This is a genomic window from Diplocloster agilis (assembly GCF_019042275.1).
Taxonomy (GTDB): Bacteria; Bacillota; Clostridia; order Lachnospirales; family Lachnospiraceae; genus Diplocloster; species Diplocloster agilis.
This window is the reverse complement of record NZ_JAHQCW010000073.1, coordinates 1-12,755: the sequence shown is the minus strand read 5'-3', so window position 1 is coordinate 12,755 and position 12,755 is coordinate 1. Positions and strand designations below refer to the sequence as shown.

Genomic DNA, 12,755 nt, shown 5'->3' with positions numbered 1-12,755 from the left:
CCGGATTCAGGAACCGAGCCTATTCACCAGGAACACCTGACGTGTTCCCGGTTCAGAGGCTCTTGCCCGTCGGACGTGAAGTCCGCCGTGCATCCTGAACCCGGCTTTCTGATTTCACTAAGCGTATTCGCAGCCGCCCTATGCGCTCCCAGGGAGATACAAAAGAACCCGGCTGCCCGGAGCATCCCCGGATACCGTTCACGGTTTCAAGTTCTAAGCAGCGGGCACACGAAGCCCCGTGAAAGAATGCTAAGTGAGTGCGACAGACCCCGTTTTTCCGCTTCTCAATGTGTCGTTGCTGCAATTCTTTGTCTAAAAATTACATTTCTTCATACCAATGCTTATATTCTTCTGGCCTCAAAAGGCATGGATGCGACCGGAAGCTTGAGTTCGCCGCTCAGAGTGTCTCCGCAGATCTTGCCGCTTACTTTGACGGCAGCCTTCATCAGTCCGGCTTTCATTTGAAAATGGAAAGAGATACGATCCCCATTCACACTGCCTTTTTCAATTCCGATTGTATTCCCTGCAATGGAAACTGAGCCTGTCAGTATATCACCGTTGCTAGTAAACCGAAACGTTAGGTCATTCTTTCCCATGGGCGTTTCCATATGGGCAGTCCAGGAGCCGTCTGCCACTGCGGTTTTGGCGTTTATTTCTTCTACAAAAGATTCGCATTCCGAATCTTCATCTGAATCTTCTAAAACATCGGAGGTGCTGCCGGTGACCTGTTTCATCATTCCGGCCATAGGATTTTGGATACTCTGGGCTCCATCCACGGTAATATTTTGACCGGTAACATATTCACCCATATCAGAAGCCAGGAACAGAACCGCCTTAGCCAGGTCGTCAGGGAATCCGGTTCTTCCCATGGGCATAGCCTGCTTCATCATATCGGTAAGCATATCCGAAGAGAGTGTGGAAGTGTTTTTAACAAAGGAGAGTCCGCTGTTACCGGTTTTTTCAACAAAGGTTTCCAACTGCGACTGATCCCCGGCGAAGACAGCGAGACGCTCATCTGTCATGGTAGCTCCGGGAGTGGCGGCATTGACGGTGATGTGGTAAGGCGCAAATTCCTGCGCCATAGTGCGGGTCACATACCACACTGCCTGTTTGGCTGCGCCGTAGGCGATCAGCGGTCCGGTTGGGTTCAGGGCTGCGGTGGACATAAAGTTGATGATACGCCCGCCCTCTCCTTGCCGAATCATGTACTCAGCAGCGAATTTGGACATGAAGAAGGTTCCCTTGGCATCGGTATCGAAACATTTGTCCCAGACCTCCTCTGTCATGGATCGTGCGTCGCAGAATGGAAAGGAGGCGGCATTGTTGACCAGAATATCCAGACGGCCATAGGTTTTTACGGCAAAGTCAATGACTTTCTGGGAATCGGCTACATTGGATACATCTGCCTGAAAACAGGACACAGGAGCCCCCTTTGTCTGAAAATCGGCTTGAGTCTTCTGCAGAGCTTCCAGCCCGCGTCCGGTAATGACCACTTTCGCTCCGGCCTCAGTAAAACGGGATACGATCTGTTTGCCGATACCACGGCTGCCGCCGGTGATAATGGCTACCCTTCCTTCCAGAGATAGTAGCTCGTTAAGAGCCTTTACTTTTGGAACTGTAAAATCAAACATCAAAATTCATCCTTTCTTTAGATGGAGATCAATATAAGTAACAAGAAACTTGAAAATTCCAACAATCTGTTGTATTTTTATTATAAGAAACTGAAATACAGATAACAACCCGCAAAAATTTTGATAGTGTCGGATTTTTCGGAGGTAACTATTTGGAATCCAGGACGAAGCAGCAAACCAGGAAAAAAATACAGAACGTATTTGTTGAATTACTGACCGAGAACAGAATTGACAGGATCAAGGTATCTGATATAACGAAAACGGCGCACATCAATAGATCTACATTTTATGAGTATTATCAGGATGTGAACAGCCTGTTAACAGATATAGAAGATGAACTTTTGAGTGAATTCAGGAAGCAGCTGGAGATGGTATACCAAGATTTTAAGCTGGAGCATTCAGCCGAGATTTTTGGAAAAGCGTTGGCGTTGCTGAACGTTTATGGAGATACTTTTTTCGCCTTACTGGGGCCTAATGGTGACCATGGATTCTCTATGCGGTTCGTGGAAAATGTGAAGCCATTGATTCTTTCTGCGTTTGGAATGCAGGAATTCACGCCTAAACTGGAGATATTGATCACTTTTGAAATGTCCGGAATAGTAGGGGTCTATACCAAATGGTGCGCTGAAGGACGCAAACAGCCATTAGAAGACGTAGTAAAATCAATACAAGAGCTTCTCTACGCGGGAATGACAACGGATAATAATAAGCCCAATATTTTGTAAAATCTTCACAAAATACAGAACGCTGATCTAACATAAAAAAGAACGGAAGCTCAACGTACCCGTTTTTCCTCGGGCTGGGCTATGCCCAGCCTTAAGCAGACAACATACCCAAACCCGAGGAAAAACTAACGTACAGTTTCCGTTCTTACTTTCGTTAACGCCGCTGCCGGCGCTCTTTTATACGTTCTCCATATAATCCAGATATTCTCCGACCGCAACAGACCTATCCGCGATCTGATCCGCACCCGTAACAAACAATATATACTTAGACACAACCGCAGCCCCTGTACCGTTAAGACTCAATGTGACAGAAAGCGCGTGGGTCTTAGGGACCGTGACAGTAAACGGTTCGAGGGGCAGATTCCGGTTCTCCGGCACGGATACGGGAATGTCCTGCCGGTGTAAGAGCTGTCCTTCCGAAGTTTTGACGGTTACCGTCAGTTCGCCGTGATACGCCCCGGAATCATTGAGTACGGTTACCTGCAGCGGCAACCTTTCACCGGGTGTAAACAGCAGCTTGTCATATCTAAGGGAGGCGGTGAGAGGACGGAAGGCGTCTCGGACAAAATAGTAGGCCAGTTTTTTCTCACCGTAGTAATCCTCCAGGTTGGTGCCGGACACATGCGGGCAGGGCTCATTATACTGCCATATGATGCTTCCGCAGTTTTCGAAGGCCCTTCTGCGGTTGGCTTCCAGCGCATAGCGGAGGCCTTCGGCCTGTATATATTGGCTGCACATGATAAACTCCCGGAGGGCATCCCGGGAAAAGGAGCCGAAGATCCGGCAGGTTCTGTCGTAGGTATCCCATAACTCTCCCCGGTGCCGCCAGACCAGGTTGTCCCGCATGTTCGTTACAACCAGATTCCCGGGAGAGAGAAAACGCTTCATCGTATCGTAGTTTGTCATGCCGTCTACGCCGAACTCGCTGTGCAGCAGACTGTCCGACTGATTATAGATCGTGTAGTGCCTGGTGGACCCTTCGTATTTCCAGGGTCCGTGGACATCATGATTTTTACCTGGGGTATCGATATTCAGGAATTCGTTGGGACCGGAGGCGGAAGTGGGGAGCATGTATCTGCTGTCATTTTCCGATACGATCTGCTGAAGCATTCCCACATTCTCATCCGTGAACGTGGCCGGGACTCCGTCATAGTCCGTCAGCTCATTGCCCCCGCTGTACAGGGCAAGCGACGGGTGGGTACGGATTCTTTGTATGGCCGCTCTTGCCGTGTCCGCGATCTGGGACATAAAATAGGGATCTTTGGATGGAACATTGTCGATGCCGGAACTGCTCTGTGTGAATTCCTGCCAGATCAATATGCCCAGCTCATCGCAGATATCGTATAAATCTTCTGAACCGATGTAAGCGCCGCCCCACACCCGAATGAGATTGCAATTGGCATCCGCGATATTCTGAATCAGCTTCCGGAGGCGGTCCCTGGTGATATCGGCCTGCTGCATCTCAGGAGGCAGATAGTTGACCCCTTTCAGATAGATATCTTTGCCGTTGATCTGCATACGGTAGGGAAATGCATCGCCGGACCCGCCGGTGCAGGGCAGATGCCGGATGGAACGAAAGCCTACGGAGAAGGACTTCTCATCCGAGTATTCTCCATTTGAATTGCACGTGATGACGCGCAGCCGGTACAGCGGCTGATCCCCATGGCCGTTGGGCCACCACAGCCGGACACAGGGAACGTTCATGGAAAATGAAATGGCATGCCGACAGTCACGGGATACCGCTGCCGGAAGCTTCTGTTCGGCTATCGTATCCCCGTGAAGGGATAATTCCAGCAGGAGCTGCTGCTTAGAATCCTCGAAACCGTAGAGATTCACCTGGCCGGACAAAGTGCAGGAACCGTCATCTGCAAAGTCTTGTTCCACCCGCAGGGATTCAATGGAGGCATCACCGAATTCTTCGATATATACGGGACTGTCTATGCCGATACTCACCAATCTCATGCACCAGTCCCATTTATAATTGAAGCGGGGTTTCTGGGTATGGGTTCTGGATGTATACCCGATCTGACCGTGTTCGACAGGGGCATGCTCGATCAGAACGGATAATTCGTTATTCTCCTGCATATAAGGAGTGATATCTTTGCAAAATGGGACAAATAAATTGGCGCTGTCTCCCAGGGGCTGATGATTCAGCCACAGATGCGCGGTATAATCCAGATGATCGATCCGCAGCCGGTAATGCCGGCTGCTGTTTTTTTGCAGCGGGAAATGCGCCCGGTATTCCCACCAGCGGTTGGGGACCCATTCGCATTTCAGGCTGTTCCGGTCAACGAAGGGATCTTCGATATAACCCTCTCTCAACAATGTTTTATATACGCTTTCCGGCACTTTTGCCGGAATCCAGTCTGTGACGCCTAACAGTTCTTCCCCTGTTTCCATAGAATTTCCCAAAAGCGGAGTATAGGGATCATGAGCTTTTATGGAAAACTGTTCGATTTTTTTATGTATCATCGGTTTCTCCTTCCTGCGTAGAATTGCTTCCTGCGCCTAAGTGTATTTTATCATAGAGTCCAAAATTTGACAATACAAATTTGGAAAATAAATAAAACAATAGATAGAACAAATTGAAAATAATATTGACATATAATATAAAATGATATATCATATACATATCAAATTTAGTAAACCCGAAAAGGAGGGGTCGGAAAATCAGGGGAAGCCGTAAAATTAACCTATATGACAGGTAAAGTATATCGAATACGTATGTGAGAATGAAGAAAGTATCAGAAAAGCAACAGGAAAGGAAAAGGGAAGGTAATGAAAAAACAAATTTGTATATTATTGGTAATCTGTATGACGGTCCTGGGAATTTCTGCCTGCGGAAAATCGGATGACGGCGCGGGCGCGGATACGAACACAAACAGCACGACGGGCGCGGAGCAGGGTTCTGCCTCGGAACAGTCCGGTGATAGAAAGAAAATAACCTTTGCATATCTGGATGCCAGCGGGGAGGATGCCAAAGAAGACGGCTGGATCCACAAATGGGCAATGGATACATATGACAAGTGGGATCAAAAAGATCAGGTGGAGTTGGAACTGATTCCCTATGTAGGATCGGAAGGGGATTACTTTACGAAGATGGCGCTGGAGTTGTCTGATAAAAGTACGGCGCCTGACATTTTCTATGAGGATTCCTTCCAGGTAACGGCGGATGCCGCGGCCAATTATCTGGCCCCGCTGGATGAATATCTGGGAAGCTGGGAGTCCTGGTCCAACGGCTCTGTGATTGACGCCTGTAAGGAAGCGGCGACCGGTATGGACGGTAAAGTTTACGGAATCCCGCTGGCTACGGATTCCAGAGGAATCTGGGCGAACACGGCAGTGCTTCAACAGGCCGGTCTTTCAAAAGACTGGAAACCTGCCACATGGGCGGAGCTTCTGGACGGCTGCCGCCAGATCAAGGAAAAATGCGAGGGCGTAGTTCCTTTCTGGTATACCTGCGAGGAGACTTCTGAGGCGACCAGCATCAATACCTTTGAGATGGTATTGTATGGAACGAAGGATCACCTTTTTGATACGGAAACCGGAAAATGGAATATCAGAAGCAAAGATATGCTCTCAAGCCTTGAATTTTTCCAGACAACCATGAAGGAAGAACTGACCGGAAGCGCTTCTGAGGTTACCAATACCAACTCCCTGAATTATGCAATGGAATATTTAAGAGATGGAAAGTTAGGCATGGTACTCACGTCAACCGCAGTACCCAACGCATTTTACAGCGCCGGACAAAGCTTTGAATGGGCGGATTGGGAGAAAACTCTTTCTCTGATCCCGATGCCCACCCAAAACGGAGATCTGGGCGGAAGCGTTACGATGTCCGGAGGTTATGCCTGGTCTGTCTCCTCTCATTCTGAGGAGAAAGAACTTGCCTTTGATTTTATCACGGCAATGATGGACAACAAGGAACAGGTAGTTACTTATATGATGGAGTGCGGCCAGCTGCCCACCATAGACGTATCTGATGCCGCAAACTACGGGGATCTGTCTTCCCGGCCGTTTATGCAGGAAGCTACGGAGCTGCTGCAGAACGCGCAGTACCGGCCGCACAACGAAAAGTATTCGGAAGTATCCACCTTCTTATCACAAATGGTGAATTCCGTCGTTTGCGGAAATGACCCCGCGGAAGCGCTTGAAAATTATTCCCAGTCTGTAATCTCCATCGTAGGCGAGGAGAATACCCAGGACCTGTCCAAATAGTGAAGTGGGGGCTGTTAAGTAAATTGCCGGCAGCCCCCTTTTCATTCAGGCAGACGTTTCAAACTCTTCCAAAAAGGAGTATCAGACTCTCTGTAAAAAAGGAGAAAAAAGTTGCATAAACAAATTTCGTTTGGAAAAAAAGTAATCTATTTGATTCCTTCTGTTGTACTGCTGCTGATATTTTTCGTGGGACCGGTCGTATTAAGCCTATATTTTTCATTTACCAACATGGCGTTAACCGGCAGCAATGCCAGCTCCCTGCGGTTTATTGGGCTGGAAAATTATAAGCATATGATTTCAGATCCGACGGTAAAGAAAGCAATTATCAATACGTTGGTGTTTATGGTCGGTTCCGTGGCGGGACAGACGCTGCTGGGATTCGGATTTGCCTATATGATGCGAAGCTGCCATAAAAAAGTGCGCAAGGTCGTGGGAAGTATCATTATGATCGGCTGGATCATGCCGGAGATGGTGGCAGCTTTCTGCATGAGCTCCTTGTTCCACGACAGCGGCACGCTGAATATGATTCTGGAGGGACTGGGGATATCCGGGGTCTCCTGGCTGTATACCTTCCCCATGGCGGCGGTCATCATCGCCAATGTGTGGAGAGGAACGGCGTTTTCCATGCTGGCGTACCAGGCGGCGTTGGACGATGTTCCGTCCGATATCGAAGAATCGTCAAAGCTAGACGGGGCGAACCTGGCCAAGAAAATCTATTATATTATTCTGCCGACCATCAAAAATACGATCATGACAAATACCATGCTGATCACACTGATGACGCTTGGATCTTTCGGCCTGATCTGGATCATGACCGGCGGGGGTCCCAGCGGAAAGACCCAGACGCTTCCGATCCTGATGTATATCAAGGCGTTTAAAAATTCCCAGCTGGGCTATGGAGTGGCGATCTCCATTATTTCCCTGGTGGTGGGCGTGATCTTCGGTGTTTTCTACATAAAAGCAGCAGGCAAGGAGGATTGACATGAAAAGAAAGAGAAAACTTGCGCTGATTGTGAATACCGTGATGATCATCATGGCCGTTATGTGGCTGCTGCCTATGCTGTGGATGTTTATGGCCTCTGTCGATCCCAGCGCGAACGTATTTACCAAGCTGCCTTCCGGTATCACGATGCAGAATTTTGCCTCGGTGCTGAAAAGCCATACGAATCAGATGTCCTTCCTGAACAGCCTGTTTCTCTCGTTCGGAGTCGCGATTCTGGTTATCATCTGTTCCGGGCTGGCCGGATATGCACTGTCCAGATATGAGATGAAATATAAGAAATCGTTTTTGATGACGGTGCTGTTTATGTCATCACTGCCGGGGACTGTGCTGATCGTTCCGGTTTACCGGATGTTTGTGACGTTGAAACTCAATGACAGCCTGGGCGGGATCATATTATTTATGGCTGCCACGACGCTGCCGTATTCCCTATGGATGATGAAGAACTTTATGGACAGCGTGCCCCTGTATCTGGAAGAGGCGGCCAGCGTGGACGGGGCGGGAACCTGGCAGCGGATACGAAGGATTGTCGTGCCGCTGATGATTCCGGGCACATTCTGTGTGGCCATACAGGCGTTTATCGGAGCGTGGGGGAATTTCATGGTGCCGTTTATTCTGCTGAAATCGGCCGGTAAATATCCGGCGGCGGTCACCATGTATCAGTATATTGGCATGTGGGACATTTCCTATGGGGAGCTGACGGCATTTTCCATTCTGTATGCGGTTCCCGTGCTGTTTTTATATGTGCTTGGCCAGAATTATATGTCCAAAGGATTTAGTATGTCCGGAGCGGGAAAAGGTTAAAGAGGATGAGGTAGAACATAACATGAGCGAATTAAAATTATACTGGAAATTAAAAGAGGAATGCGGACGGAATTACTGGGAACAGCGGATTCTGGCCGAACTGGAATTCCTTCGCAATCTGTTTGAGGAGGAAGACCAGGCCATGCCGGAGCAGTTTTGCCGGACGGCGGATGAGCTGTACGGGAAATTAAAGACCCGGGGCGGCCTCGTGGAAAGAGATGTAAAAGAAGCGGAGGAGGCGCTGTCAGCCTATCACGACAGGGCCAAACAATACCATGTGACCTGTGCGGCACATGCCCATATCGATATGAACTGGATGTGGGGCATGCCGGAAACCGTCGGCGTCGTGATCGATACGTTCCAGACGATGTTAAACCTGCTGGAAGAATATCCGGATTTTATATTTTCACAGTCTCAGGCGTCGACTTATGAGATTATTGAAAAATACGCTCCGTCCATGCTGTCTGAGATCCGGAAGCGGGTGCAGGAGGGACGCTGGGAGGTAACCGCGTCCAGCTGGGTGGAAGCGGACAAAAATCTGACCGGTACGGAAGCTATGGTCCGCCATATCTTATACACGAAGGAATATCTGAAAGGGCTGCTGGGAATCGACCCGGACTCCATACAGGTGGATTTCGAACCGGATACCTTCGGACACAGCCGTTATGTACCGGAGATTTTAAGCCATGGCGGTATCAAATATTATTTCCACTGCAGAGGAAATGACCAGGAGGAAATCTACCGCTGGAGGGTTCCGTCGGGGAAGGAAGTGCTGGTATACCGGGAGCCGAACTGGTACCTGGGACCGGTGGAGTATGAGATGACTTCCTATGTGCCCGGATTCTGCAAGAGAAACCATACCATGGAGGCGCTCTATGTATACGGGGTGGGCGACCATGGCGGCGGCCCCACCAGAAGGGACCTGGAACGGATCATGGATATGAGGGAGTGGCCGCTGCTGCCGGATATCCGGTTCGGCAGATATCACGATTACTTTCAGGCGCTTGAGAAAAACAGGGAAGAGTATCCCGTTGTGGAACGGGAATTGAATTATATTTTCACAGGCTGCTATACGACCCAGTCCCGGATCAAAAATGCAAACCGTACCGCGGAGGACAGCTTTTATGACAGCGAGGCGCTGGGCGCTATGGAATACCTGTGCGGAGAATCCAGAAGCAACCGTGACGGCCTTTTAAAGGGCTGGAGGAATATCATGTTCAACCAATTCCACGATATTCTGCCGGGTTCCTGTGTGGATGACACGGTATCCTACTCGTTGGGAATCAGCCAGGAAGCCATGTCCTTTGGGATCGCCTGCGCCAACCGGTCCATGAAGGCGGTGGGCGATCAGATCGATACTTCGGCTATGGGGTATCCGGACGGACGGGACTCCACATCGGAGGGAGCGGGAGTGGGCTATAACACCATGGGAACCCCCATGCGGTCCGGCCAGGCCGCGTCCGACGGAAGGAAAATCACGGAGGCGTGCAGAGGAAAAGGAAATATCCGGGTCTACACACTGTTCAATACCACACAGTATACCCGCCGGGAAACTGTGGAGATCACCTTATGGGACTGGCAGCCATCCCTTTGCAGAACCAGAGTGACAGACGGCGAAGGAAAGACGGTAGCCTTTGAGGTGACAAAGAAGGATCAGTCCTATTGGCAGCACAGCTTCCACAAGCTGTTGTTCACCGCTCAGGTTCCGCCCTTTGGGTACGCCAATTATTATATCGTCGAAGACGAGCTGCCGGTAAGGGAGCCCAAGATGGATGAACCCAGGGTTCACCGGATGGAAGACGGGGTTTATGTGCTGGAGAACCAGAAGGTGAGGGCTGTATTTGACACCGGCTCCATGAAACTGGTATCCCTCACGGATAAGCAGAACCAAAAGGAGATGCTTGACGCGCCTTCCGGTTATTTCCGGTATATCCTGGAAGAAGATTCACAAGGTTACTCCGCGTGGGTCGTCGGAGCCTACCGGAAGATCGAGGATCTGAATGAGGAGTGCGCCATCCGCATCCTGGATCAGAAAAGCAGCGGGATCCGGCAATGGATCACGTATCAGATGGATTTTCACCATTCATCCCTGGTGGTGAAGGTGATCCTGGATGACCAGGCCCGGATGCTTCGTTACAAGATACAGGCAGACTGGCATGAGACCGGGACGCCGGGAGGCATGACGCCGCAGCTTCAGTTCTACATGCCCTTTGGATATGTCTCCGAAAAGACCAGATATGACGTCCCGGGCGGTGCGGTGGAACGGGAGAGCGCCGGGCATGATGTGCCGGCGGTCTACTATGGGGCGCCGCTTCCGGTGGAGGAAGGAAGCTGCCTGATGCTCACGTCGGACAGCAAATACGGCTATCGGACGGATAAGCAGGCGATCCTGATAAATCTGCTGCGGGCCGCGTACACACCTGACCGGTACCCGGATCAGGGTTTCCATCACTGGGAACTGGGAGTCGGCGTCCTGCCGTCGTCGGACTGGTGCGAAATGATGTCCCAGGCCATGTGTTTCTCCCATCCGCTCTATGCCTATTCGAACAGTGTCCATCCGGGAACGTTTGGACAGTCCTTCAGTTTTCTGAAGGTGGACGGACAGGTAAAGGTAGCGGCTTTAAAGGAAACGGAAGACGGAGACGGCCTTCTGTTGAGATATTATAACTGTTCTGAGAAGGAGGAGCAGCTGGAAGTGGAGTCCGCCGGAGGATGGAAAGAGGTCAGCCGTTCGGATGCCATGGAAAACAGCGGTGAAAAGCTGGCGGATCAGGGGAATGTCCTGACAGTCCGGCAGGCAGCCTCTTCGCTGGAATGCGTAAAGATCCTGTACCGGTAACAGATACGCCGTAGCGCCAGATTTTGGCAATACCGGTTGCACTTATGCAGAAACACCTTTATAATCTAATAAGAAACAAAGGGGATAGAAGGAGTGCCTGTATGCGTAATCAAAACGAAACCAAATATGCAATGGTTACCACTTATTTGCGGAATTATATAAAAGAACACCATTTAACGGCGGGAGACAAACTGCCCACGGAAATGCAGCTGGTGGAGAAACTGGGCACCAGCCGGATCACGATCCAAAGGGCCATCCGCGAGCTCCAGCAGCAAGGTATCGTTCGGCGCGTACAAGGAGGCGGCACTTATATCGCCGGTGAGACGCAGGAGGCGGAGGAAGAAAAGGAAATCCAGTTTATTCCCTTCGTGCTTGCCAATGAAAATGATTACACGGGCGCCCTGGACTATATACAGGGCGCGGACGCTTACTTATCGAACCATTCCTATTACCTGACCGTGCACTCCAGCCATAAAAACGCGCAGGAGGAGTGCGAGGTGATCAAACGGCTGGTGGAGGATGGGTCCAAATGCATTATGATACAGCCCTGTTCCTCGTCGGAGAATTTTTCTTTGTATTTCCAGATGATGCAAAAGGGGGTCGAATTCGTGTTCGTGGACCGGATCCCGCAGCATCTGGTGGCAAATCTGGTGGTTTGCGACAATGTAAACGGCGGCTACATGGCCACCAGGCATCTGATCAAATGCAATGCCAGACGGATCGGTTTCGTCAGCATGGAGCCGGTCAGTATCGCCTATTCTCTGGTACAGAGGAAGGCGGGCTATGAGATCGCCCTTCAGGAGGCCGGTATTCCTTATGATGAAAGGTATGTGCAGTTCGGTGAACTAGGAGACGAATCCATGCGGATCGTGGACCGGCTGCTTAAACTGCCCGAGCCTCCGGACGCGCTGTTCTGCGCCAATGATGTGACGGCGGTGGAGGTCTTGAATTATCTGCAGTCGATCCACATGGAGGTGCCGGACGATATGATCCTGATCGGCTTCGATAATCTGAGTATCGCCCAGAGCGCCGCGATTCCGATCTCAACCATTGAACAGCCGTTCTTTAAGATCGGTTATGAGGCGGCCCGGATCGCCAGGAAGCTACTGAGCGGGGAGCGGGACTATATTTACCAGGAAATTCTTCCGGTGGAACTGCTGAAACGGGCCAGTACCAGGAAAATTCAGCGTGTGTAGCAAAGTGCGGTTCTGCAGCTGGATTCTTTTGTGTCTCCCCGGGAGCGCGGAGGGCTTGCGCTGGTGACTGTTAAGTGGGATCGGAATGCCGGGTTCAGGATGACTGGGCGGGCAAGGGAGGCTGTCGCACTAACTTAGCGTTCTTCCCGGGGGCTTCGTAGGCCCGCTGCTTAGGGCTTGGAACCGCGGGCGGTACCCGGGGACACTCCGGGCGGCCGGGGTCTTTTGTATCTCCCTGGGAGTGCGGAGGGCTTGCGCTGGTATCCGCTAAGGGGAATCGAAAAGCCGGGTTCAGGAACCGAGCCTATTCACCAGGAACACGTGATGTGTTCCCGGTTCAGA

At 50.6% G+C, this 12,755-nt stretch carries 8 protein-coding genes; 6 read left to right on the top strand and 2 right to left on the bottom strand.

The window, feature by feature from the left end:
* Positions 1–341 precede the first annotated feature (341 nt).
* The gene (locus KTH89_RS24275; protein WP_238723424.1) at positions 342–1,631 is read right to left on the bottom strand and encodes an SDR family NAD(P)-dependent oxidoreductase; all 1,290 of its coding nucleotides are present in this window, start codon (positions 1,629–1,631) and stop codon (positions 342–344) included.
* 152 nt (positions 1,632–1,783) lie between these two features.
* Here KTH89_RS24275 and KTH89_RS24270 point away from each other — a divergent pair, with 152 nt between their 5' ends.
* A complete protein-coding gene (locus tag KTH89_RS24270) occupies positions 1,784–2,356 on the top strand; it encodes a TetR/AcrR family transcriptional regulator (RefSeq protein WP_238723423.1) in 573 nt (190 codons plus the stop codon).
* Between the two features lie 177 nt (positions 2,357–2,533).
* Here the strand turns inward: KTH89_RS24270 and KTH89_RS24265 are convergent, their stop codons facing one another.
* Positions 2,534–4,828: a glycoside hydrolase family 2 protein gene (locus KTH89_RS24265; protein WP_238723422.1), complete on the bottom strand. Its 2,295-nt coding sequence runs from the start codon at positions 4,826–4,828 to the stop codon at positions 2,534–2,536.
* A 306-nt stretch (positions 4,829–5,134) separates the two neighbouring features.
* Here KTH89_RS24265 and KTH89_RS24260 point away from each other — a divergent pair, with 306 nt between their 5' ends.
* From KTH89_RS24260 to KTH89_RS24240, 5 genes are all read left to right on the top strand, one after another.
* Entirely contained in the window at positions 5,135–6,574 is a 1,440-nt protein-coding gene (locus KTH89_RS24260) for an extracellular solute-binding protein (protein WP_238723421.1), read from the top strand.
* A 111-nt stretch (positions 6,575–6,685) separates the two neighbouring features.
* A complete protein-coding gene (locus KTH89_RS24255; protein WP_238723420.1) occupies positions 6,686–7,555 on the top strand; it encodes a carbohydrate ABC transporter permease in 870 nt (289 codons plus the stop codon).
* A 1-nt stretch (position 7,556) separates the two neighbouring features.
* A complete protein-coding gene (locus KTH89_RS24250; protein ID WP_238723419.1) occupies positions 7,557–8,378 on the top strand; it encodes a carbohydrate ABC transporter permease in 822 nt (273 codons plus the stop codon).
* 22 nt (positions 8,379–8,400) lie between these two features.
* The gene (locus KTH89_RS24245; protein ID WP_238723418.1) at positions 8,401–11,217 is read left to right on the top strand and encodes a glycoside hydrolase family 38 N-terminal domain-containing protein; all 2,817 of its coding nucleotides are present in this window, start codon (positions 8,401–8,403) and stop codon (positions 11,215–11,217) included.
* A gap of 101 nt (positions 11,218–11,318) precedes the next feature.
* Positions 11,319–12,413, top strand: coding sequence for a GntR family transcriptional regulator (locus KTH89_RS24240; protein WP_238723417.1), 1,095 nt, complete (start codon positions 11,319–11,321; stop codon positions 12,411–12,413).
* Positions 12,414–12,755: the final 342 nt, after the last annotated feature.

What these genes read in the sequence shown, in the direction of transcription:
- KTH89_RS24275 (WP_238723424.1), bottom strand. Translation starts at nt 1,631, where the DNA reads ATGTTTGATTTTACAGTTCCAAAAGTAAAGGCTCTTAACGAGCTACTA.
- KTH89_RS24250 (WP_238723419.1), top strand. Translation starts at nt 7,557, where the DNA reads ATGAAAAGAAAGAGAAAACTTGCGCTGATTGTGAATACCGTGATGATC.
- KTH89_RS24240 (WP_238723417.1), top strand. Translation starts at nt 11,319, where the DNA reads ATGCGTAATCAAAACGAAACCAAATATGCAATGGTTACCACTTATTTG.
- KTH89_RS24245 (WP_238723418.1), top strand. Translation starts at nt 8,401, where the DNA reads ATGAGCGAATTAAAATTATACTGGAAATTAAAAGAGGAATGCGGACGG.
- KTH89_RS24260 (WP_238723421.1), top strand. Translation starts at nt 5,135, where the DNA reads ATGAAAAAACAAATTTGTATATTATTGGTAATCTGTATGACGGTCCTG.
- KTH89_RS24265 (WP_238723422.1), bottom strand. Translation starts at nt 4,828, where the DNA reads ATGATACATAAAAAAATCGAACAGTTTTCCATAAAAGCTCATGATCCC.